This window comes from Clostridium brassicae (genome assembly GCF_026738875.1).
Lineage (GTDB): Bacteria > Bacillota > Clostridia > Clostridiales > Clostridiaceae > Clostridium_H > Clostridium_H brassicae.
This window is the reverse complement of the sequence record NZ_JAPQFJ010000002.1, coordinates 37,428-57,283: the sequence shown is the minus strand read 5'-3', so window position 1 is coordinate 57,283 and position 19,856 is coordinate 37,428. Positions and strand designations below refer to the sequence as shown.

The 19,856-nt window shown below is 32.3% G+C and carries 35 protein-coding genes; all 35 read right to left on the bottom strand.

What is annotated here, in order from left to right:
- Nucleotides 1-89 precede the first annotated feature (89 nt).
- Nucleotides 90-1,697, bottom strand: a complete 1,608-nt coding sequence (locus OW729_RS02120) for a Na/Pi cotransporter family protein (protein WP_268059764.1) — start codon at nucleotides 1,695-1,697, stop codon at nucleotides 90-92.
- Nucleotides 1,698-1,941: 244 nt separating this feature from the next.
- The gene (gene rpsI, locus OW729_RS02115) at nucleotides 1,942-2,334 is read right to left on the bottom strand and encodes a 30S ribosomal protein S9 (RefSeq protein WP_268059763.1); all 393 of its coding nucleotides are present in this window, start codon (nucleotides 2,332-2,334) and stop codon (nucleotides 1,942-1,944) included.
- A 26-nt stretch (nucleotides 2,335-2,360) separates the two neighbouring features.
- Nucleotides 2,361-2,795: a 50S ribosomal protein L13 gene (gene rplM / locus OW729_RS02110; RefSeq protein WP_268059762.1), complete on the bottom strand. Its 435-nt coding sequence runs from the start codon at nucleotides 2,793-2,795 to the stop codon at nucleotides 2,361-2,363.
- A 137-nt stretch (nucleotides 2,796-2,932) separates the two neighbouring features.
- Nucleotides 2,933-3,694, bottom strand: coding sequence for a tRNA pseudouridine(38-40) synthase TruA (gene truA / locus OW729_RS02105; RefSeq protein WP_268059761.1), 762 nt, complete (start codon nucleotides 3,692-3,694; stop codon nucleotides 2,933-2,935).
- Nucleotides 3,695-3,728: 34 nt separating this feature from the next.
- Nucleotides 3,729-4,541, bottom strand: a complete 813-nt coding sequence (locus tag OW729_RS02100; RefSeq protein ID WP_268059760.1) for an energy-coupling factor transporter transmembrane component T family protein — start codon at nucleotides 4,539-4,541, stop codon at nucleotides 3,729-3,731.
- Nucleotides 4,534-5,397 (bottom strand): energy-coupling factor transporter ATPase, encoded by an 864-nt coding sequence (locus OW729_RS02095; RefSeq protein ID WP_268059759.1) that lies wholly within the window; start codon nucleotides 5,395-5,397, stop codon nucleotides 4,534-4,536. The genes OW729_RS02100 and OW729_RS02095 overlap by 8 nt, the downstream gene beginning before the upstream one ends.
- Nucleotides 5,382-6,224 carry an energy-coupling factor transporter ATPase gene (locus OW729_RS02090; RefSeq protein ID WP_268059758.1) on the bottom strand — a complete coding sequence of 281 codons (843 nt, stop codon included), beginning with the start codon at nucleotides 6,222-6,224 and terminating at the stop codon, nucleotides 5,382-5,384. Before OW729_RS02090 ends, OW729_RS02095 begins: the two co-directional genes overlap by 16 nt.
- An 87-nt stretch (nucleotides 6,225-6,311) precedes the next feature.
- A complete protein-coding gene (gene rplQ, locus OW729_RS02085) occupies nucleotides 6,312-6,653 on the bottom strand; it encodes a 50S ribosomal protein L17 (RefSeq protein WP_268059757.1) in 342 nt (113 codons plus the stop codon).
- Between the two features lie 13 nt (nucleotides 6,654-6,666).
- Nucleotides 6,667-7,614: a DNA-directed RNA polymerase subunit alpha gene (locus OW729_RS02080; protein WP_268059756.1), complete on the bottom strand. Its 948-nt coding sequence runs from the start codon at nucleotides 7,612-7,614 to the stop codon at nucleotides 6,667-6,669.
- Nucleotides 7,615-7,679: 65 nt separating this feature from the next.
- Complete coding sequence (gene rpsD, locus OW729_RS02075) at nucleotides 7,680-8,300, bottom strand: 30S ribosomal protein S4 (protein WP_268059755.1); 621 nt, start codon at nucleotides 8,298-8,300, stop codon at nucleotides 7,680-7,682.
- A gap of 27 nt (nucleotides 8,301-8,327) precedes the next feature.
- Nucleotides 8,328-8,717 carry a 30S ribosomal protein S11 gene (gene rpsK / locus OW729_RS02070; protein ID WP_268059754.1) on the bottom strand — a complete coding sequence of 130 codons (390 nt, stop codon included), beginning with the start codon at nucleotides 8,715-8,717 and terminating at the stop codon, nucleotides 8,328-8,330.
- Nucleotides 8,718-8,738: 21 nt separating this feature from the next.
- Complete coding sequence (gene rpsM / locus OW729_RS02065) at nucleotides 8,739-9,107, bottom strand: 30S ribosomal protein S13 (protein WP_268059753.1); 369 nt, start codon at nucleotides 9,105-9,107, stop codon at nucleotides 8,739-8,741.
- Nucleotides 9,108-9,251: 144 nt separating this feature from the next.
- Nucleotides 9,252-9,365, bottom strand: a complete 114-nt coding sequence (rpmJ, locus tag OW729_RS02060) for a 50S ribosomal protein L36 (RefSeq protein ID WP_002509257.1) — start codon at nucleotides 9,363-9,365, stop codon at nucleotides 9,252-9,254.
- A 12-nt stretch (nucleotides 9,366-9,377) separates the two neighbouring features.
- Nucleotides 9,378-9,596: a translation initiation factor IF-1 gene (infA, locus tag OW729_RS02055; RefSeq protein ID WP_268059752.1), complete on the bottom strand. Its 219-nt coding sequence runs from the start codon at nucleotides 9,594-9,596 to the stop codon at nucleotides 9,378-9,380.
- A gap of 7 nt (nucleotides 9,597-9,603) precedes the next feature.
- Nucleotides 9,604-9,885, bottom strand: a complete 282-nt coding sequence (locus OW729_RS02050) for an RNA-binding protein (RefSeq protein ID WP_407647614.1) — start codon at nucleotides 9,883-9,885, stop codon at nucleotides 9,604-9,606.
- An 11-nt stretch (nucleotides 9,886-9,896) separates the two neighbouring features.
- Nucleotides 9,897-10,643, bottom strand: coding sequence for a type I methionyl aminopeptidase (map, locus tag OW729_RS02045; protein ID WP_268059751.1), 747 nt, complete (start codon nucleotides 10,641-10,643; stop codon nucleotides 9,897-9,899).
- Entirely contained in the window at nucleotides 10,643-11,293 is a 651-nt protein-coding gene (locus OW729_RS02040) for an adenylate kinase (RefSeq protein WP_268059750.1), read from the bottom strand. The genes map and OW729_RS02040 overlap by 1 nt, the downstream gene beginning before the upstream one ends.
- Before the next feature lie 30 nt (nucleotides 11,294-11,323).
- Nucleotides 11,324-12,601, bottom strand: a complete 1,278-nt coding sequence (gene secY / locus OW729_RS02035; RefSeq protein ID WP_268059749.1) for a preprotein translocase subunit SecY — start codon at nucleotides 12,599-12,601, stop codon at nucleotides 11,324-11,326.
- 1 nt (nucleotide 12,602) lies between these two features.
- Nucleotides 12,603-13,043 carry a 50S ribosomal protein L15 gene (gene rplO, locus OW729_RS02030; protein WP_268059748.1) on the bottom strand — a complete coding sequence of 147 codons (441 nt, stop codon included), beginning with the start codon at nucleotides 13,041-13,043 and terminating at the stop codon, nucleotides 12,603-12,605.
- A 19-nt stretch (nucleotides 13,044-13,062) separates the two neighbouring features.
- A complete protein-coding gene (rpmD, locus tag OW729_RS02025) occupies nucleotides 13,063-13,242 on the bottom strand; it encodes a 50S ribosomal protein L30 (RefSeq protein WP_268059747.1) in 180 nt (59 codons plus the stop codon).
- A 12-nt stretch (nucleotides 13,243-13,254) separates the two neighbouring features.
- Nucleotides 13,255-13,752 carry a 30S ribosomal protein S5 gene (rpsE, locus tag OW729_RS02020; protein WP_268059746.1) on the bottom strand — a complete coding sequence of 166 codons (498 nt, stop codon included), beginning with the start codon at nucleotides 13,750-13,752 and terminating at the stop codon, nucleotides 13,255-13,257.
- Nucleotides 13,753-13,768: 16 nt separating this feature from the next.
- Complete coding sequence (gene rplR / locus OW729_RS02015; protein ID WP_268059745.1) at nucleotides 13,769-14,131, bottom strand: 50S ribosomal protein L18; 363 nt, start codon at nucleotides 14,129-14,131, stop codon at nucleotides 13,769-13,771.
- Nucleotides 14,132-14,161: 30 nt separating this feature from the next.
- Nucleotides 14,162-14,701: a 50S ribosomal protein L6 gene (gene rplF / locus OW729_RS02010; RefSeq protein ID WP_268059744.1), complete on the bottom strand. Its 540-nt coding sequence runs from the start codon at nucleotides 14,699-14,701 to the stop codon at nucleotides 14,162-14,164.
- A gap of 25 nt (nucleotides 14,702-14,726) precedes the next feature.
- Entirely contained in the window at nucleotides 14,727-15,122 is a 396-nt protein-coding gene (gene rpsH / locus OW729_RS02005) for a 30S ribosomal protein S8 (RefSeq protein ID WP_268059743.1), read from the bottom strand.
- 30 nt (nucleotides 15,123-15,152) lie between these two features.
- On the bottom strand, nucleotides 15,153-15,338 hold the full coding sequence (locus OW729_RS02000; RefSeq protein ID WP_268059742.1) for a type Z 30S ribosomal protein S14: 186 nt from the start codon (nucleotides 15,336-15,338) through the stop codon (nucleotides 15,153-15,155).
- Nucleotides 15,339-15,353: 15 nt separating this feature from the next.
- A complete protein-coding gene (gene rplE / locus OW729_RS01995; RefSeq protein ID WP_268059740.1) occupies nucleotides 15,354-15,893 on the bottom strand; it encodes a 50S ribosomal protein L5 in 540 nt (179 codons plus the stop codon).
- Between the two features lie 22 nt (nucleotides 15,894-15,915).
- Complete coding sequence (rplX, locus tag OW729_RS01990) at nucleotides 15,916-16,233, bottom strand: 50S ribosomal protein L24 (protein WP_268059738.1); 318 nt, start codon at nucleotides 16,231-16,233, stop codon at nucleotides 15,916-15,918.
- 16 nt (nucleotides 16,234-16,249) lie between these two features.
- Nucleotides 16,250-16,624 carry a 50S ribosomal protein L14 gene (gene rplN / locus OW729_RS01985; protein WP_268059737.1) on the bottom strand — a complete coding sequence of 125 codons (375 nt, stop codon included), beginning with the start codon at nucleotides 16,622-16,624 and terminating at the stop codon, nucleotides 16,250-16,252.
- A gap of 27 nt (nucleotides 16,625-16,651) precedes the next feature.
- Entirely contained in the window at nucleotides 16,652-16,906 is a 255-nt protein-coding gene (gene rpsQ, locus OW729_RS01980) for a 30S ribosomal protein S17 (RefSeq protein WP_268059736.1), read from the bottom strand.
- 27 nt (nucleotides 16,907-16,933) lie between these two features.
- Entirely contained in the window at nucleotides 16,934-17,143 is a 210-nt protein-coding gene (gene rpmC, locus OW729_RS01975; protein WP_268059735.1) for a 50S ribosomal protein L29, read from the bottom strand.
- A complete protein-coding gene (gene rplP, locus OW729_RS01970) occupies nucleotides 17,133-17,576 on the bottom strand; it encodes a 50S ribosomal protein L16 (protein ID WP_268059733.1) in 444 nt (147 codons plus the stop codon). The genes rpmC and rplP overlap by 11 nt, the downstream gene beginning before the upstream one ends.
- An 18-nt stretch (nucleotides 17,577-17,594) precedes the next feature.
- The gene (gene rpsC, locus OW729_RS01965) at nucleotides 17,595-18,260 is read right to left on the bottom strand and encodes a 30S ribosomal protein S3 (protein WP_268059732.1); all 666 of its coding nucleotides are present in this window, start codon (nucleotides 18,258-18,260) and stop codon (nucleotides 17,595-17,597) included.
- A 15-nt stretch (nucleotides 18,261-18,275) separates the two neighbouring features.
- Nucleotides 18,276-18,611, bottom strand: coding sequence for a 50S ribosomal protein L22 (gene rplV, locus OW729_RS01960; RefSeq protein WP_268059730.1), 336 nt, complete (start codon nucleotides 18,609-18,611; stop codon nucleotides 18,276-18,278).
- 21 nt (nucleotides 18,612-18,632) lie between these two features.
- Nucleotides 18,633-18,917 carry a 30S ribosomal protein S19 gene (gene rpsS, locus OW729_RS01955; RefSeq protein ID WP_268059729.1) on the bottom strand — a complete coding sequence of 95 codons (285 nt, stop codon included), beginning with the start codon at nucleotides 18,915-18,917 and terminating at the stop codon, nucleotides 18,633-18,635.
- A gap of 73 nt (nucleotides 18,918-18,990) precedes the next feature.
- On the bottom strand, nucleotides 18,991-19,824 hold the full coding sequence (gene rplB / locus OW729_RS01950; protein WP_268059728.1) for a 50S ribosomal protein L2: 834 nt from the start codon (nucleotides 19,822-19,824) through the stop codon (nucleotides 18,991-18,993).
- Between the last annotated feature and the right edge of the window lie 32 nt (nucleotides 19,825-19,856).

The following is a 19,856-nucleotide window of genomic DNA, read 5'->3' as shown; positions in this document are numbered from 1 at the left end:
TTAGGAGTTTTACTCCTTAAAGTCTTTAACACCTTTGAGATGGAGTAAAAACTCCATTTCAAACTAAAAGCCCTGTTTATGTATAAAGTCTACCTATTTATAATTGATTCAGCAATATTAGTTGAGTGATCTCCTATTCTTTCAAAATTGCTAATCATGTCTAAAAATACTGCTCCTTCTCTTGCAGTACAAGCACCTCTATTCAATCTCCTAATATGAGCTTCTCTATACTCTTTTTCTAACCTATCTATATTTTCTTCAATTATTAATATATTTTGAGCTTTTTGTATATTATTTTCTTTAAAACTACTTAAACTTATTGTTAAAGCATCCATAGTGCATTCATACATATGCTTTAATTCTTTCATACCTTCTTCAGTAAATATTAATCTTTTTTGTATTTTTTCACTAGATAGGTCTACTAAATTTTTGCAATGGTCACCTATACGCTCTATATCATTAACAACATGAAACATAGATGTAACTATATTTTTTTGTTCCTCTGATGTATCTTTATTAGATAATTTTACCAAAAAAATTGTAATCTCATTTTCAAGCAGATTTATTAATTTTTCGTTTTCATAAACTTGTTTAATCAAATCTTCATCAGATCTTTCAAATGATTGCATTGCAAGAGTTAAATTTTCTTTCGCTTTTTCTGCCATACGAACAATTTCTTGAGTTGCTTGTCCAATAGCTATTATAGGAGTCTCTAATAATCTTTCATCAATATACTTAGTCCCAAAAGTCTCTATTTCATCATCTCCTGGTATTATCTTATTTACTAATATAACTAAATAATTAATAAATGGTATCATAATTATAGTATTTACTATATTGAAAATAGTATGAGCATTAGCTATTTGTCTTTCTACATTATTTGCATCAAGTTTTATAACAATATCCTTTAAGAAGGGTATAAAAGGTATAAATATAATCGTACCCATCAAATTAAAAAACAAATGAATAAGTGCTGCTTTCTTAGCTGTTTTCTGAGTTCCTACGCTTGATATTAAAGCTGTTACGCAAGTACCTATGTTATTACCAAACAATATAGGTATTGCAACTTCAATAGGAAGGGTTCCTGTTGCTGATAAAGCTACTAAAATTCCTGTAGATGCTGAAGAACTTTGTATTACAGCTGTCATAATCATACCAACTAAAATTCCTAATGCAATATTCCCCTTAAGAGAAATAATCATCTTTCCAAAAAAATCTGATTGTGCTAATGGTGCCATAGTTTCTTTCATTAATTCCATACCCATAAAGAGTATACCAAATCCTAATATTATATTTCCCATTTCTTTTACTTTTTCTTTTTTAGAAAATAGGGTCATTGATGCACCTAAAGCTATAAACGCTGGTATAATTCCTGTCATATTAAAAGCTATAATTTGAGTAGTAATAGTTGTACCTATATTAGCTCCCATTATTACTCCTGCAGCTTGATATAAATTCATTAATCCCGCATTAACAAATCCCACTACCATAACAGTTGTTGCACTACTACTTTGAATTATTGCTGTAATAATAGCACCAGTAATAACACCTTTTATTGGATTTGATGTTATCTTTTCAAAGAAAACTTTCATGTTATCTCCAGCAAAATTTTCTAGACCGTCACCCATCAGCTTCATACCATATAAAAATAATCCTAATCCACCTAATAGGCCTATAATAACTACACTTAAATTCATACAACCCCTCCATATTTATTCTTCATAAAAATAAAGATTTCACATTACATAGGTCTTGTCTATTCTTTAATTGTTTTATGTATATACTACTATATTTAAACATATTCTTAATAAATTTAATACCACTTTATATTAAATTAAACTTATTATACCAATACATAACTTGCATTTACTTCAAAATTCCATATAATGTGCATAAAAAAAGCAAGAAAGATCTCTCTCTCTTGCTTCGAAACATTTCTTGTTATCTCTTTGAGAATTGAGGAGCTCTTCTTGCTTTCTTAAGACCGTATTTCTTTCTTTCTTTCATTCTTGGGTCTCTAGTTAAGAATCCTGCCTTTTTAAGCTCTGGTTTTAATGTTTCATCAGCTTTAACAAGTGCTCTTGATATACCATGTCTTATAGCTCCAGCTTGACCTGTAAATCCACCGCCGTGTACATTTACTAGTACATCAAATTTTTCTTTTGTTGCTGTTAAAACTAATGGTTGATTTACAATAAATCTTAATGTTTCTAATCCAAAATAATTTTGAATATCTCTTTTATTTATTGTAACTTTACCTTCGCCTGGTACAAGTCTTACTCTAGCTACTGCTTTCTTTCTTCTACCTGTTCCAAAATATTGAACTTTAGCCATCTATATGTATCCTCCCTTCAGTTATCCTAGTATCTTAACTCTAAAACTTCTGGTTTTTGAGCTTCTTGGTTATGTTCTGAACCACTATATACTTTTAATTTTTTAAGCATCTTTCTTCCTAAAGGTCCTTGTGGAAGCATTCTTCTTACTGCTTCAGCAAAAACAAATTCTGGTTTAACTTCTAAAGCTTTTTTGTAAGACATTTCTTTTAATCCACCTGGATATAATGAATGATGTCTTAACATTTTTTGCTCTAATTTTTTTCCTGTTAATAATATCTTTTCAGCATTCAATACTATAACATAATCTCCAGTGTCAACACTTGGTGTATAAGTTGGTTTATGTTTACCTCTTAATATTGAAGCAACTTGACTTGCTGCTCTTCCTAATGCTTTTCCTTCAACGTCTACAATATACCATTTTCTTTCTACTTCATTTGGCTTTGCGATATATGATTTCATCTTTTTCCCTCCTTGAACTTTTACTCGTGTTCTTCTATATCAAGACCGGAGCCTGTGGTCTTATATACTTTTACCAAACAAAGAATATTATAATACAATTAGCCGGGCGTGTCAACATATCTTTTTCATCTAAATCCCTAAATCTCTTTAAGTTTTTCTTTATTAAAAAATACTTCCTCTAAACACAATCCCTTGGCCGGAACACATTTTTTAGTCTCTAACCTATTCTTAGCTAATATAATATCTTTTATATGATCTGGTTTAATTTTTCCTGTTCCTACATCTAGTAAAGTTCCTACCATTATTCTTACCATATTATATAAAAAACCATCACCACAAATTATAAATTTAATTATATCTTCATTTTTGATTATTCTTAAAGAATATATAGTTCTTCTTGTAGTTTTTACAGAACTACCAGTTTTTCTAAAAGAATCAAATTCATGAGTACCTAAAAAATATTTACTACCTTCTATCATTAAATTTAAATCTAATTTTGGTGAAAAATTATATAAATAATTTCTACCAATTACAACTTTTTCTTCTCTATTTAAAATTGTATAACAATATTTTTTCCCTTCACTACTATATCTAGAGTGAAAGTCTATCTCTGTTTCTTCAGAAAGTAATATAACAATATCATCTGGTAACTTTGAATTGATTGCATATTTGAATTTATCTCCTGGAATACTACTTTCAGTGAAAAAATTAGCTATAAAACCCCTTGCATGTACTCCAGCATCTGTCCTACTACAACCTATAACCTCAATATTTTCTTTTGTAACTTTTTTAATAGCTTCCTCTAAAACTTGCTGAATTGTAAGAGCATTTTTTTGCTTCTGCCAACCAGCATAATTTGTACCATCATATTCTATTAAAAGTTTTATGTTTCTTTTCACTAACTACACCTCAGTATAATAAAATACTTTATGTCTATGCAAATCTTCTACTCCAAATAGATATAACGACTAAAATCAACATAATAATAGTTGCTATCAAATCTCTATTTTCTAGTTTTAATATCTTCATTCTTGTTCTTCCTTCACCTCCGCGATAGCACCTTGCTTCCATAGCCATAGCAAGCTCATCAGCACGTCTAAAAGAACTAATAAATAATGGAACAAGTAAAGGTATTAAATTTTTAGCCCTACTAAAAAGGTTACCAGATTCAAAATCTGCTCCCCTCGCCATTTGTGCTTTCATTATCTTATCTGTTTCATCCATAAGTGTAGGAATAAACCTAAGAGCTATAGTCATCATCATAGCAAGTTCATGAGCTGGCAATCCTATCTTTTTAAATGGATTTAGAAGTTTCTCTATTCCATCTGTTAATTCTATAGGTGAAGTAGTTAATGTTAATAATGAAGTTCCTACTATTAAAAAAACTAGTCTAATTATCATAAATGCTGCTAAAATTAACCCTTGCTTATAAATTTTTAAAAATTTCCATCTCCATAGGGGTATTTCTCCAACACCTCCACCGGTCATAAAAATATTCAACAAGGCTGTTATAAGGAGCAATATAAATATAGGCTTTAACCCTTTATATATATATTTAAATGGCACCTTAGAAATCATTATCATAACTGCTGTAAAAACTACAACAAAAATATATCCTTTAAAATTATTAACTAAAAATAGGTTAATTATATAAACTATTGATAGTATTATTTTAATTCTTGGATCCAATTTGTGAATAAAGGAATCTCCTGGAACATATTGTCCTATGCTAATATCTTTAATCATTTTTAGCTCCCCTTAATACCTTTAATATTTCTTGCTTTGCTTTGTCTACCGTAAAGATATCTTCGGATATATTAAAATTATTATTTTTAAGTTTTTGTATAAGATATGTAACTTGTGGGACTGCAAGGCCTACTTTTTCAAGGGTTTCTATCTCTTTAAAGACATTTGATGGTACATCATTGAGTATGCACTTACCTTTGTCCATAACAAGAATTCTTGTTGCAAACTTTGCAACATCTTCCATACTATGTGAAACTAATATTATTGTCATATTGTATTCTTCTCTAAGTTGCTTAACTCTATCTAAAATCTCATCTCTACCCCTCGGATCTAATCCAGCGGTAGGTTCATCTAAAATTAGTATTTTGGGTTCCATAGCAACGACACCTGCTATAGCAACTCTTCTTTTTTGTCCACCACTTAAATCAAATGGCGACTTATCTTTATAAATATCATAATCTAGGCCTACCATATTCATAGCTTTTTTTACTCTGCTAACTACTTCCTCATTTTTCAACCCAAGATTTTTAGGTCCAAAAGAAATATCCTTTTCAATTGTTTCCTCAAACAATTGATATTCTGGATATTGGAACACCAGTCCCACTTTCTTTCTAACATCGCTTAATTTTATTTTTTCTGCTGTAATATCTATTCCATCCACTATTATTTTGCCTCTTGTAGGTTTAAGTAATCCATTTATATGTTGAATAAGCGTGGATTTCCCTGAGCCAGTATGACCTATTAAAGCCGCAAATTCACCGTCTTCAATTGTTAAATTAACTTCATCAAGTGCTATTTTTTCAAAAGGTGATCCTGGCATATATATATGTGTTAAATTTTCTATTTTAATTGACATAATACGTTCACCATCTCATCTATAGTTAATATATCTGGATTAATATCTATACCACTTTTATTAAGTTCATAAGCAAGCTCAGTCATCTGTGGAACATCAAGTCCTATCTCTTTCATTAGAGGTACATTACTAAAAATATCCCTAGGTGTTCCTTTCAATATGAGTTTTCCCTTATCCATAACTACTATTCTATCTGCTTCAACAGCTTCTTCCATATAATGAGTAATTAGCACAATAGTAATTCCATAATTTTTATTAATATCTTTAATTGTATTAATTACTTCCTTCCTTCCAGAAGGATCTAACATAGCAGTTGGTTCATCTAATATAATACAATTTGGTCTCATAGCTAAAATACCAGCTATTGCTATTCTCTGCTTTTGTCCACCTGATAACAAATGTGGAGCATGTTTTCTATACTCATACATTCCAACTTTTTGTAATGACTCATCTACTCTTCTTCTTATTTCCAATGGCTCAACACCTAAATTTTCAGGTCCAAATGCTACATCTTCTTCCACTATTGTTGCTACAATTTGATTATCTGGATTTTGAAATACCATTCCTGCTTTGTTTCTTATATACCATAAGTTTTCAGGATTAGAAGTATCCATGTTATCTACATATACTTTTCCTCCACTAGGTAGCAAAAGCGCGTTCATATGCTTTGCTAAAGTAGATTTTCCTGAGCCATTATGTCCAAGAACTACTAAAAATTCACCTTTTTTAATTTCTAAATCCACTTCATTTACAGCAATTTTAGTGTCGTTCTCATTTTTTTGATATTTATAAACAACCTTTTTGCATTCTATCATATTTTCGCTCATATGAACAAATACCCCTTTAATTATCTATAAAAATAATATAACAAAATGGGGACTAAGCTAGAAAATACTTAATCCCCTCCTCTGCAATTATACTAATTCAAGTATAACTACTTCTGCTCCGTCGCCTCTTCTTGGTCCCATTTTATATATTCTAGTGTATCCACCATTTCTATCCGCATATTTTGGAGCAACATCTTCAAATAATTTATTAACTACTTCTTTTTCAGTAACATATGCTAATACTTGTCTTCTAGCATGAAGATCTCCTCTTTTAGCAAGAGTTATCATTTTTTCAGCCATATTTCTAGTTTCTTTTGCTCTAGTTATAGTAGTTTCTATTCTACCGTGTTTTAAGAAACTAGTTACTAAATTTCTTAGCATAGCTCTTCTCTGATCAGTTGGAAGCCCCAACTTGCGTTGCTGTGCCATGTTTCATCCTCCTTTACTCATCGGATTTCTTTAAGCCTAAACCTAAAGCTGCTAGTTTTTCTTGCACTTCTTCAAGTGATTTTTTACCTAAATTTCTAACCTTCATCATATCATCCATAGTTCTTTCAGTAAGTTCTTGTACAGTATTTATTCCTGCTCTCTTTAAACAATTATAACTTCTAACAGAAAGATCTAATTCTTCTATAGTCATTTCAAGAACTTTTTCTTTCTTATCTTCTTCTTTTTCAATCATAATTTCAACATTATCTGCATGATCAGTAAGTGTCATAAATAATTTAAAGTGTTCTATAAGAATTTTAGCTGAAAGACTTATAGCTTCTTCTGGTTTTATAGTGCCATTAGTCCAAACTTCGATAGTTAACTTATCGTAATCTGTGATTTGGCCAACCCTTGTGTTTTCTACCGTAAAGTTAACTCTCTTAACTGGAGTATATATTGAGTCGATAGGAATATTTCCTATAGGCATATCATCTCTTTTATTTTTATTTTGAGCTACATACCCTCTTCCTCTATCAACATTGATTTCCATATATAATTTTCCACCTTCTTCTAAGGTAGCTATATGTAAATCTTTATTGATAACTTCAACATCTCCATCTGATGTAATATCAGCAGCAGTTACTTCACCTGGTCCCTCTGCATCTATATATATAGTCTTAGGACCATCGCTTTCCATCTTTAATGCTAAGCCTTTAATATTAAGTATTAATTCAGTTACATCTTCTTTAACGCCTGTTACAGTTGAAAACTCATGAAGAACGCCATCCACCTTTATAGCATTAGCTGCAACTCCAGGTAGTGATGATAAAAGAATTCTTCTTAATGAATTTCCAAGCGTGATGCCATAGCCTCTTTCTAATGGTTCAATAACAAATTTGCCATAAGTACCATCTTCAGCAGCTTCAACACATTCTATTTTGGGCTTTTCTATTTCTAACATACGAACCCTCCCTTAATCAATTATATCAAACTGAGGGTAACTGATTCCATTCCAATCACCATTTATTATTTGCTATATAACTCAACAATCAATGTTTCATTTACTGGAACATCAATGTCTTCTCTGTTAGGTTGAGCAACAACTTTTGCTTCGAAGTTTGCTATATCTCCCTCTAACCAAGCTGGTAATGCTTTTGGATTTTCAGCAAATACTTTAAACTTTTCACTAGCTCTGCTATTTTCACGAACACTTATTACATCATTAACGTCTACTTGGTATGATGGAATGTTTACTTTCTTACCATTTACTAAGAAATGTCCATGAGTTACTAATTGTCTAGCTTCTGTTCTAGAAGAAGCTAAACCTAATCTAAATACTACATTATCTAATCTCATTTCAAGAAGTCTTAATAAGTTTTCACCTGTTATACCCCTCATCTTATCAGCTTTTTCATAGTATTTTCTAAATTGTTTTTCAAGTATTCCATAGATTCTTCTTGCTTTTTGCTTTTCTCTTAATTGAACTCCATAGTTAGAAAGCTTCTTTCTACTTTGTCCGTGCTGTCCTGGTGCATATCCTCTTCTAGAAAATGCACATTTGTCTGTATAACATCTATCCCCTTTTAGGAATAGTTTCATACCTTCTCTTCTACATTGTCTACATGTAGGTCCAGTATATCTAGCCATTCAAGTAACACCTCCTGTTTCTAATAATTAAACTCTTCTTCTCTTTGGTGGTCTACAACCATTATGTGGTATTGGAGTAACATCTTTTATTAATGTTATTTCAAGTCCCGCTGCTTGTAGAGATCTTATAGCAGCTTCTCTACCTGCACCTGGTCCTTTTACATAAACTTCAATGCTCTTTAAACCGTGTTCCATTGCTGATTTTGCTGCAGTTTCAGCAGCCATTTGTGAGGCAAATGGTGTGCTTTTTCTTGAACCCTTAAATCCTAAAGCACCTGCACTTGACCAAGATAAAGCATTTCCGTTAACATCAGTTAATGTAACAATTGAATTATTGAAAGTTGATTTTATATGTGCGCAACCGTGTTCTATATTCTTTCTTTCTTTTCTTCTTTTTCTCACTTTTGCCTTAGCCACTTATCGTCCCTCCTTCTTTAATTATTTCTTTTTCCTAGCAACTGCCTTCTTAGGACCTTTTCTAGTTCTTGCATTAGTTTTTGTTTTTTGTCCTCTTACTGGAAGCCCTTTTCTATGTCTTATTCCTCTATAACATCCTATTTCTACTAATCTCTTTATATCAAGAGCAATTTTTCTTCTTAAGTCTCCCTCAACTTCAAAAGTCTTGGTTACATAATCTCTTAAAGTATTAACTTCTTCTTCTGTTAAGTCCTTAACTCTTGTTTCAGGATTTACACCTGTTCCAGCAAGAATTTGACGAGCTCTTGATATCCCAACTCCATAGATGTATGTTAGACCTACTTCAATTCTTTTATCCTTTGGTAAGTCTATACCAGCTATTCTAGCCATTAAATACTACACCTCCTAATTTTCAATTATAATAACTTTATTTATATATAGCAGCCGCATATTATCTTTGTTTAAGTATCATACCTATACATAATATTGCAAAACTATAAATTTATCAATGGTTTTAAAAAAATTTAATGATTATTAACCTTGTTTTTGTTTATGCTTAGGATTTTCGCAAATAACCATTACTTTCCCTTTTCTTTTTATAACCTTACATTTTTCACATATAGGTTTTACTGATGGTCTAACCTTCATTTCTAACCCTCCTTATTTAGCTCTCCAAGTTATTCTACCTCTTGTTAAATCGTATGGAGAAAGCTCAACTGTAACTTTATCACCTGGTAAAATTCTTATAAAATTCATTCTTAATTTTCCAGATACATGCGCTAATATTTTTTGACCACTCTCTAACTGAACTTGAAACATAGCATTAGGTAACGCTTCTAAAACTGTACCCTGCATTTCAATTACATCATCTTTTGACATAAGGCACTTAACCCTCCTTATTAGCTTCCCTATTTTCTAAATACTTTCTAATTTTTGTATTACTAATATTATTAGATATTATCAACTGTTTTATATTTTCTGCTACTTCATTAGTTAAACTTAAATGTTTTAACTTTTTCTTCTTTGGTCTATCAAGCTTTCTTAGATCACCGTCTACAATGTAAACATACTCTTTACTAATTACATCTATAATAATAAAGAACTTTTCCGAATCTCTTCCAGCTTGAGAGTATACAACTCTACCTACAAGATTATCATAATCCAACATGGTCACCTCGACTAACTTAAAGTTAAAATTTCAGGGCCATTTTTCATGATCGCAACAGTATTTTCATAATGAGCTGATAATGTTCCATCATTAGTAACTACAGTCCAACCATTTGGTTCAACTCTAACATTATATTGACCTATATTAATCATAGGTTCAATTGCTAAAACCATGCCTTCGGTTAACTTAGGTCCTCTGCCTGGTTTTCCGAAATTAGGTATTTCAGGATCTTCATGCATATCTCTTCCTATTCCATGGCCTACGTAATCTCTTACTACAGAATATCCTTGTCCTTCTGCATATTCTTGAACAGCTGAAGATATATCTGTCAATCTATTACCTAAAATAGCTTTTTCTATACCCTGAAAAAAACTTTTTTTTGTAACTTCGATTAACATCTTAGCTTCTTTAGAGATTTCACCTACAGCAAAAGTTCTAGCAGCATCTCCGTGATATCCATTTAAAATAGCGCCACAGTCTATACTTACTATATCGCCTTCCTGCAACACTCTTTTACCTGGTATTCCGTGAACAACTTCATTATTTACAGAAGCACAAATTGACGCAGGGAAACCATAATATCCTTTAAATGAAGGAACAGCATTCTGACTTTTAATATATTCTTCTGCTATTCTATCCAATTCACCAGTAGATATTCCTGGTTTTACAATTTTTTCAATCTTCAAAAGAGTTTCAGCAACTACTTTTCCAGCCTGTCTCATATATTCTATTTCTTTATCATTTTTGATTATTATCATTACTTTTTGCTTCCCATGTAATTAGAAATAGTATTGAATACTTCTTCGATTGATTGTGTACCATCAACCACAAACAACTGATCTTTAGAATTATAGTATTCTACTAAAGGCTGAGTTTGTTTTTCGTAAACAGTTATTCTATCTCTAACTGTTTCTTCTGCATCATCTTTTCTTTGTACTATATCACTGCCGCAAGCATCACATTTTCCTTCAATCTTAGGAGGGTTGAATTTCACATGATAACTTGCACCACATGCTGGACAAACTCTTCTTCCTGTCATTCTTTCGAAAATCAATTTTCCAGGCACATCTATAAGCAATGCAGTGTCAATTTTTTGATTGTTTATTCTTAGAAAATCTTCTAAGGCTTCTGCTTGCTTTACTGTTCTAGGAAATCCATCTAATAAAAATCCATTTTTACAATCTGATTCAGATAATCTGTCTTTAACTAAATCAATTGTCAATTCATCTGGAACTAGCAGTCCCTTATCCATATATTCTTTAGCTTTTACGCCTAATGTTGTTTTCTCTGATATATTTTTTCTAAATATATCTCCAGTAGAGATATGTGGAATAGTATATTTTTCACTTATTAATTTTGCCTGTGTACCCTTACCTGCTCCAGGAGGCCCTAATAATATTATTTTCATAATTATCATCTCCAAATTCTTTGAATTATCTTACTTAAGGAATCCTTTATAGTGTCTCATCACTAATTGTGATTCTAATTGCCTCATAAAATCAAGAGCAACTCCAACTTCAATTAATAACGCAGTACCACCAAAAGATAGTCCCTTAAATTTACTATATGTTTCAACTACCATAGGAATTATCGCTATTACAGAAGCAAATAATCCTCCAAGTATTGAAACTCTCAATAGTACTCTTTCAATAAATCTTGCAGTAGGTTCCCCAGGTCTTATACCAGGTACAAAGCCCGCAGACTTATGTATGTTTTCAGCCATCTCATCTGGTTTGAAAGTAACTTCTGTATAAAACCATGTGAAGAAAATAACTAAAACAATTGTCGCTAAGGCATATGGCCATGAGTTATATCTAAATATACTATATTTGCTACCGGTTATAAACTTATAAAAAGCAGAATTTTGCCAAAAACCTCCTATTGTCGCAGGAAATTGCATTACAGACATTGCAAAAATTATAGCTATAATTCCTGATGAATTCATATTTATAGGAATATGTGTTGATTGACCTTTAGCCATTCTTCCACCAGAAGCTTTAGCTGCATACTGTATTGGAATTCTTCTTTCTGCTAATGTAGCTATAACTACTGCAGCAAATAATACTATAGAAAATGCCAACAATAATATAACTTCTATAAAATTAACTTCTTCACTTGTTTGCAAACTAGCAATTTGCATTATTTTTTGTGGTAATCTTGAAATTATATTTACAAATATTATCAACGATACTCCATTACCAATACCCTTAACTGTTATTTGATCTCCTAGCCACATTAAAAATGTAGATGCAGTAGTTAAAGTAAGTATAATCAAAAGTACATCTATTTTTTTTATATTAGATATAGCTCCTGCATTTCTGATTAATGCATATGTTCCAAAAGATTGAAGTGCAGCTAAAATAACTGCTCCATATCTAGTATATTTTTGTATTTTCTTTCTACCTTCTTCTCCTTCTTTAGAAAGCTGTTCTAATGAAGGAATTGCAATTGTCAACAATTGAAATATGATTGATGAATTAATATATGGTACAACTCCCATAGCAAATATACTAAAACTGCTTAGAGCTCCACCTGACATTAAATCATAGAAACTAAATAACGTTCCTGCTTTAGTTAAGTTAGATAATGCACCGGCATCAATTCCAGGAACAGGAATATGATTTCCCATCCTGATAATTGCTACCATCAAAATTGTAAATATAATTCTTTTTCTTAAGTTGGGAACTTTCCAAGCATTTCGTAAGGTTGATACCATTTTATATCACCTCTACTTTTCCTCCCATGGATTCTATCTTATCAACTGCACCTTTTGTGAACTTAGTAGCTTTAACAGTAAGCTTCTTTTCTAGTTCACCATGTCCCATTATTTTTACTCCATCTTTAACTTTACTAATTACACCATTTTCTTTTAATAATTCTGGTGTAATTTCTGTTCCATCTTCAAAAATGTTTAATCTATTTACATTAACTTCAACATATTCTTTAGCAAAGATGTTTGTAAAGCCTCTCTTTGGTAATCTTCTATATAAAGGCATTTGACCTCCTTCAAATCCTGGTCTTACGCCTCCACCTGATCTAGACTTTTGTCCTTTTTGTCCTTTTCCAGCAGTTTTACCTAATCCAGAACCGCTTCCTCTACCAACTCTCTTTGAAGCTTTTCTTGATCCTGCAGCAGGTTTTAATTCATGAAGTTTCATGCTTTACACCTCCTCTTGTTTATATTTCTTCTACTTTTAATAAGTAACTTACTTTTTGTATCATACCTCTTATTTGAGGAGTATCTTCGTGAGTAGCACTTTTACCAATTTTCTTTATTCCAAGAGCATTTACAGTAGCAATATGGTCTTTCTTTCTACCAATTAAACTCTTAGATAACGTAACCTTAAGCTTAGCCAAGGCAGACCCCTCCTAACCTAATATCTCTTCTACAGTTTTGCCTCTTAATTTAGCAATTTGTTCTGCAGTTCTTAGTTTTGATAATCCATCTATTGTTGCACCGACCATATTCTTAGGATTGTTAGAACCTAAAGATTTTGCTCTAACATCCTTTAATCCTGCTAATTCAAGGACTGCTCTAACAGGACCACCAGCGATAACTCCTGTACCTTCAGCAGCAGGCATTATTAAAACATCTCCGTTTCCAAACTTACCTTCTATTCTATGTGGAACAGTTGTTCCAACTATAGCTACATCTACTAAATGCTTCTTAGCATCTTCGATACCTTTTCTTATAGCTTCTGGGATTTCAACAGCTTTACCCATTCCAACTCCAACGTGTCCGTTTTCGTCTCCAACTACAACAAGTGCACTAAATCTAAAGTTTCTTCCACCCTTAACAACTTTTGCAACTCTGTTAATGAATACAACCTTTTCCTTTAGCTCTAGTGTATTAGGATCTATTTTCATACCTTTCCCTCCTTTTCTAGAATTTCAAGCCAACTTCTCTTGCACCTTCTGCAAGCTCTTTTACTCTTCCGTGATATACGTATCCGCCTCTATCAAAAACAACTTCTTCTATTCCTTTTTCTAAAGCTTTTTTAGCCACAAGTTCTCCAACAGCTTTTGCTGCTTCTTTATTACTTCCAATTTTTATACTAAAATCTTTATCTAAACTTGAAGCAGAAACTAAAGTTCTTCCAGCTACATCATCAATAATTTGAGCGTATATGTTTTTTTCACTTCTGAATACTGCTAATCTTGGTCTTACAGCTGTTCCAGAAATTTTATTACGAACTCTAAGATGACGTTTTTCTCTAGACTTTTTTCTGTCTACTTTGTTGAACATTTAATTCACTCCTTTCCGCTATTATTCCTACTATTTACCTGATTTTCCTTCTTTACGTCTTATAACTTCGTTTTCGTATTTAATACCTTTTCCTTTATATGGTTCAGGTTTTCTCCATACTCTTATGTTCGCAGCAACTGAACCAACTAATTCTTTGTCGATTCCTTTAACTACAACCTTAGTAGCTTCAGGCACTTCAAATTCAACACCTTTAACAGCATCTATTTCAACTGGATGAGAATATCCAAGATTTAATACTAATCCAGCACCTTTCTTTTGAGCTCTATAACCTACACCAACTAATTGTAGAGTTTTTTGGTAACCTTCAGTTACACCAACTACCATGTTATTAACTAATGCTCTTGTTAAACCATGTAAAGCTCTATGTTGAGCAGTATCACTTGGTCTTGTAACAACTATAGCATTGTTTTCTACTGCCATATTTATATCTTTATGCATTTGTTTTACTAATTCACCTTTTGGCCCTTTAACTGTAACAACGTTATCTGGCGTTACATCAAATTTTACTCCATTAGGTATTTCTATTGGAAGTCTTCCTACTCTTGACATGACCACACCTCCTATTCACAATAAATTACCAAATGTAACAAATAACTTCTCCACCTAATCCTGATTTTCTTGCATCTCTATCTGAAACTATTCCTTTAGAAGTTGAAATAATAGCAACTCCTAATCCATTTAATACTTTAGGAATATTGTCTTTTTTACAATAAACTCTTAAACCTGGCTTTGATATTCTCTTAAGTCCAGTTATAACTCTTTCTTTTTGATTGTATTTTAAAGCTAATTTTAGCATTGGAACTGCTCCATCTGCATATTCTTCAATATCCTTAACATATCCTTCTTGAAGCAATATGTTTGCTATAGCCTTTTTAACGTTTGAAGATGGAACTTCTACATATTCATGTCTAACTATATTTGCATTTCTTATACGAGTTAGCATATCTGCAATAGGGTCTGTCATAACCATTTATTATGCCTCCTTTCTAAATATCATATATTACCAACTAGCTTTTCTGCATCCTGGAATTTGACCTTTGTAAGCCAATTCTCTAAAACAAATACGGCATATTCCATATTTTTTAAGTACAGAATGAGGTCTTCCACATATTCTGCATCTTGTATATGCTCTAGTTGAAAATTTCGGTTCTTTTTTCCATTTTTCAATCATCGCTTTACGTGCCACGTTTTTCCCTCCTTATTATTGAGCAAATGGCATTCCAAGACATTTTAACAATTCTCTTGCTTCTTCGTCAGTCTTGGCAGTAGTAACAAATATTATATCCATACCTCTTACTTTATCTATTTTGTCATATTCTATTTCTGGGAATATGATTTGTTCTTTTAATCCTAATGCGTAGTTTCCTCTACCATCAAATGATTTAGCAGAAACTCCTCTAAAGTCTCTAACTCTTGGTAGAGCTACATTCATTAATTTATCAGCAAATTCATGCATTTGTTGTTTTCTTAATGTAACTTTGCATCCTATCGGCATATTTTCTCTTATTTTAAAGTTAGCTACAGATTTTCTAGCTCTTGTTAATATAGGTTTTTGTCCTGTAAGTTGTTGTAAATCAGAAACAGCTGATTCTAACACTTTAGCATTATCTTTAGCTTCACCTATACCCATATTAATAACTATCTTTTCTAACTTTGGAACTTGCATTATATTTTTATATCCGAACTTTTCCATTAATGCAGGTACTACTTCATTAACGTATTTTTCTTGTAGTCTATTCATTAGGTAACCCTCCTTTCAAAGCCTATAGTATTTCTCCGCACTTTTTGCAAACTCTAACTTTAGTTCCGTCTTCTAAAAGTTTTTTACTAACTCTTGTAGCAGAATTACATTTTGTGCAGTATAACATAACTTTTGAGCTATTTATAGCTGCTTCTTTTTTAACAATTCCACCTTGCATGTTTTCTCTGCTTGGTTTCATGTGTTTAGTAACAATATTTACATCTTTAATTAAAACCTTACCTTTTTTTGGGTATACAGCTAGAACTTCACTTGTTTTACCCTTATCTTTACCTGAAATAACAACTACTTTGTCTGTTCTTCTTACATGAACTTTAGCCATCACAGCCACCTCCTTTTTATAGAACTTCAGGTGCTAATGATAATATTTTGTTGAACTCTTTATCTCTTTCTCTCAATTCCCTAGCAATTGTTCCGAAAATACGAGTTCCTCTTGGTTGTTTATCATCTTTTATAATTACTGCTGCATTCTCATCGAATTTTATGTAAGATCCGTCAGCTCTTCTTACGCCTCTTTTGGATCTAACTATAACAGCTTTGATAACGTCTCCTTTTTTAACAACACCGCCTGGTGTTGCACTTTTAACGCTAGCAACTATTACATCTCCAATGTTCCCATACTTTCTTTTAGAACCGCCCAAAACTCTTATACACATAATTTCTTTAGCGCCAGTATTATCTGCAACTTTTAATCGAGTTTGTGGTTGTATCATGTGAACTTCCTCCTTTCAACCGTTAAATTATTTAGCTTTTTCAACGATTTCTACTAATCTCCATCTCTTATCTTTTGACAATGGTCTTGTTTCCATTATTAAAACTCTATCATTTATTCCAGCTTGATTGTTTTCATCATGAGCTTTGAATTTTCTTGTTTTATTTATTGTTTTTCCATATAATGGGTGACGAACTTTATCTTCAACTGCAACTACAATAGTTTTATCCATCTTATCTGAAACGACTCTACCTATTCTAGTTTTTCTGTTTCCTCTTTCCACTTGGTAATCCTCCTTTCAGTTGATTATTTAGTTAAGCCCTTGTATTTCTTTTTCTCTCAGTATTGTCTTGACTTGTGCTATTGATTTTTTAACCTGTCTGATTCTTATTGGGTTTTCAAGTTGGCCAGTTGCTAATTGAAATCTTAAGTTAAATAACTCCGATTTCAAGTCATTTAATCTTGTTGATAGTTCCTTAGAAGAACTTTGCTTTAATTCGTTTAACTCATTAGCCTTCATTTACTTCACCACCCATTTGTTCGAAATCTCTTCTTGTAACAAACTTAGTCTTCATTGGAAGCTTATGTGAAGCAAGTCTCATAGCTTCTCTAGCAACATTTTCTGGAACTCCAGATAATTCAAACAATACTCTACCAGGTTTAACTACAGCTACCCAATATTCAACAGCACCTTTACCTTTACCCATACGAGTTTCAGCAGGAGTTGCAGTTACTGGTTTATCTGGGAAAACCTTAATCCAAAGTTTTCCTCCTCTTTTTATATATCTATTTATTGCAATTCTGGCAGCTTCTATTTGATTACTTGTCATCCAACAACATTCAGTTGCTTGAATACCGTAATCCCCGTATGCAAGAAAATTACCTCTTGTAGCTTTTCCTCTCATTCTGCCACGTTGTTGCTTACGATGTTTTACCTTCTTTGGCATCAACATAAGTTATTCCTCCTTCCTTTATTGGTTAACTTCTTCTGCTTCAACTTTTCTTTTTGGAAGAATTTCACCATTATATACCCAAACTTTAACACCTATTTTTCCATATGTTGTATCTGCTTCAGCAAATCCATAATCTATATCTGCTCTTAATGTTTGTAGAGGTATTGTTCCTTCATGGTATTGCTCTGTTCTAGCTATTTCAGCTCCACCAAGTCTTCCTGCGCAAGCAGTTTTAACACCTTTTACTCCGCTTCTCATAGCTCTTTGTATAGTTTGCTTCATAGCTCTTCTGAAAGATATTCTTCTTTCAAGTTGATGAGCAATGTTTTCTGCCATTAATTGAGCATTTCCTTCTGGTTTCTTAACTTCAACTATGTTAATTATAACATTTTTTTCTGAAGTTACTTTAAGCAAATCTGCTTTTAATGCATCTATTCCTTTTCCGCCTTTTCCTATAAGCATTCCTGGTTTAGCAGTATATATATTTACCTTAACTCTCTTTGGAGTTCTTTCAACTTCTATTTTAGAAATTCCTGCAGAGTAAGATTTATCTTTTATAAACTTTCTTATCTTATCATCTTCGATTAGGTTATCTGCAAATTTTTTGCTATCTGCATACCATTTAGCATCCCAATCTTTTATAACGCCAACTCTGAGGCCATGTGGATGTACTTTTTGTCCCACTCTATTTCCCTCCTTCTATGCTCTTTCTTTAACAACTAGTGTAATATGTGCAGTTCTCTTCATTATTGAATATGCTCTACCTTGTGCACGTGGTTTAAATCTCTTTAAAGTTGGCCCTTGGTTAGCATAAGCTTCTGAAACATATAACTTATTAACATCTAAGTTAAAATTATTTTCCGCATTTGCTACAGCTGATTTTAATACTTTATTAATTTCTTCAGCTGCTTTTCTTGGAGTATAATTTAGTATAGCGAAAGCTTCGTTAACATTTTTTCCTCTCACTAAATCAAGGACAACTCCAGCCTTTGTTGTAGATACTCTAACATACTTTGCTATAGCTCTAGCTTCCATCTCAGTTCCTCCTTCCTACGACTATCTTACACGTGATGATTTTTCACTTTTATCTACGTGACCTTTAAATGTTCTAGTTAAAACAAATTCTCCCAATTTGTGTCCTACCATATCTTCGCTCACATAAACAGGAACATGTTTTCTACCATCATGAACTGCTATAGTATGACCTACCATTTGTGGGAATATTGTTGATGATCTTGACCAAGTCTTTACAACTTTCTTTTCACCTTGTTCATTCATAGCTTCTATTTTGTTTATTAAAGATTCCTTAACATAAGGTCCTTTTTTAACTGATCTTCCCATTTAGACTCCTCCTTTCGCATAATTTAAAAAGTCCAGGAAGAGAACCGAGATTCTCCCCTTTATTTTTATATTACTACTTTTGTCCTCTTTTCTTAACTATCATGCTATCAGAATATTTTTTATTCTTTCTAGTCTTATAACCAATAGTAGGTTTACCCCATGGCGTAACTGGACTTGGACGTCCGATAGGTGTTCTACCTTCTCCACCACCATGTGGATGGTCGTTAGGGTTCATTACAGATCCTCTTACAGTTGGTCTGAATCCCATATGTCTCTTTCTTCCTGCTTTACCTACTTTAATAATGTCATTTGTTAGATTTGAAACTGTTCCTATTGTAGCTCTACATTCTATTCTTACATATCTCATTTCTCCACTTGGAAGTCTTAAGATTGCATAATTTCCTTCTTTAGCCATAAGTTGAGCTGAAGAACCAGCTGATCTAACCATTTGACCACCTTTACCAGCTTGTAATTCGATATTATGAATTACTGTACCTACTGGTATGTTTTTAAGAGCAAGTGCATTACCTACTTTAATATCAGATTCCGCACCAGACATTACTGTATCTCCTACTTTTAATCCAACTGGTGCAATTATATATCTCTTTTCACCATCAGCATAATTTAAAAGTGCTATGTATGCTGTTCTATTTGGATCATACTCTATAGTAGCAACCTTTGCAGGTATTCCATCTTTATTTCTCTTAAAATCTATTATTCTATATTGTCTTTTTTCTCCACCACCACGATGACGGACAGTTATCTTACCTTGAGCATTTCTTCCTGCCTTTTTGCTCAATGAAACAAGAAGTGATCTCTCTGGTCTATCTGTTGTTATTTCTTCAAAAGTAGCAACTGTCATATGTCTTCTTGAAGGTGTAGTCGGTCTAAACTTCTTAACTGCCATTTATATTCCCTCCTTTTTTTCGCTTATCTGGC

Coding starts and splice junctions, on each gene's coding strand:
- rplB (WP_268059728.1), bottom strand. CDS start 19,824: ATGGCAGTTAAGAAGTTTAGACCGACTACACCTTCAAGAAGACATATG.
- OW729_RS02080 (WP_268059756.1), bottom strand. CDS start 7,614: ATGTTAGAAATAGAAAAGCCCAAAATAGAATGTGTTGAAGCTGCTGAA.
- OW729_RS02095 (WP_268059759.1), bottom strand. CDS start 5,397: ATGTCAATTAAAATAGAAAATTTAACACATATATATATGCCAGGATCA.
- rpsI (WP_268059763.1), bottom strand. CDS start 2,334: ATGGCTAAAGTTCAATATTTTGGAACAGGTAGAAGAAAGAAAGCAGTA.
- rpsE (WP_268059746.1), bottom strand. CDS start 13,752: ATGAAAATAGATCCTAATACACTAGAGCTAAAGGAAAAGGTTGTATTC.
- rpmC (WP_268059735.1), bottom strand. CDS start 17,143: ATGAAGGCTAATGAGTTAAACGAATTAAAGCAAAGTTCTTCTAAGGAA.
- rpsS (WP_268059729.1), bottom strand. CDS start 18,917: ATGGGAAGATCAGTTAAAAAAGGACCTTATGTTAAGGAATCTTTAATA.
- rplF (WP_268059744.1), bottom strand. CDS start 14,701: ATGTCAAGAGTAGGAAGACTTCCAATAGAAATACCTAATGGAGTAAAA.
- rplE (WP_268059740.1), bottom strand. CDS start 15,893: ATGAATAGACTACAAGAAAAATACGTTAATGAAGTAGTACCTGCATTA.
- OW729_RS02090 (WP_268059758.1), bottom strand. CDS start 6,224: ATGAGCGAAAATATGATAGAATGCAAAAAGGTTGTTTATAAATATCAA.
- rplM (WP_268059762.1), bottom strand. CDS start 2,795: ATGAAATCATATATCGCAAAGCCAAATGAAGTAGAAAGAAAATGGTAT.
- rpsH (WP_268059743.1), bottom strand. CDS start 15,122: ATGGTTATGACAGACCCTATTGCAGATATGCTAACTCGTATAAGAAAT.
- OW729_RS02040 (WP_268059750.1), bottom strand. CDS start 11,293: ATGAAAATAATATTATTAGGGCCTCCTGGAGCAGGTAAGGGTACACAG.
- rplP (WP_268059733.1), bottom strand. CDS start 17,576: ATGTTGATGCCAAAGAAGGTAAAACATCGTAAGCAACAACGTGGCAGA.
- OW729_RS02120 (WP_268059764.1), bottom strand. CDS start 1,697: ATGAATTTAAGTGTAGTTATTATAGGCCTATTAGGTGGATTAGGATTA.
- rplO (WP_268059748.1), bottom strand. CDS start 13,043: ATGAAACTTCATGAATTAAAACCTGCTGCAGGATCAAGAAAAGCTTCA.
- OW729_RS02050 (WP_407647614.1), bottom strand. CDS start 9,885: ATGTTGGATTATGATAATCTTGTAGGTAGAGTTGTATACTCTCAAGCT.
- secY (WP_268059749.1), bottom strand. CDS start 12,601: ATGGTATCAACCTTACGAAATGCTTGGAAAGTTCCCAACTTAAGAAAA.
- rplR (WP_268059745.1), bottom strand. CDS start 14,131: ATGTTCAACAAAGTAGACAGAAAAAAGTCTAGAGAAAAACGTCATCTT.
- rpmJ (WP_002509257.1), bottom strand. CDS start 9,365: ATGAAGGTTAGACCATCAGTAAAACCTATATGTGAAAAATGTAAGGTT.
- map (WP_268059751.1), bottom strand. CDS start 10,643: ATGATAATAATCAAAAATGATAAAGAAATAGAATATATGAGACAGGCT.
- rplQ (WP_268059757.1), bottom strand. CDS start 6,653: ATGGCACAGCAACGCAAGTTGGGGCTTCCAACTGATCAGAGAAGAGCT.
- infA (WP_268059752.1), bottom strand. CDS start 9,596: ATGTCAAAAGATGATGTAATTGAAATGCAGGGTACAGTTTTAGAAGCG.
- rpsD (WP_268059755.1), bottom strand. CDS start 8,300: ATGGCTAGATATACTGGACCTACATGTAGACAATGTAGAAGAGAAGGT.
- rpsM (WP_268059753.1), bottom strand. CDS start 9,107: ATGGCTAGAATAGCTGGTATAGACTTACCAAAGGATAAAAGAATTGAA.
- rplX (WP_268059738.1), bottom strand. CDS start 16,233: ATGGCTAAAGTTCATGTAAGAAGAACAGACAAAGTAGTTGTTATTTCA.
- rplN (WP_268059737.1), bottom strand. CDS start 16,624: ATGATACAACCACAAACTCGATTAAAAGTTGCAGATAATACTGGCGCT.
- rplV (WP_268059730.1), bottom strand. CDS start 18,611: ATGGAAGCTAGAGCTATAGCAAAGTATGTTAGAGTATCTACAACAAAG.
- OW729_RS02100 (WP_268059760.1), bottom strand. CDS start 4,541: ATGATTAAAGATATTAGCATAGGACAATATGTTCCAGGAGATTCCTTT.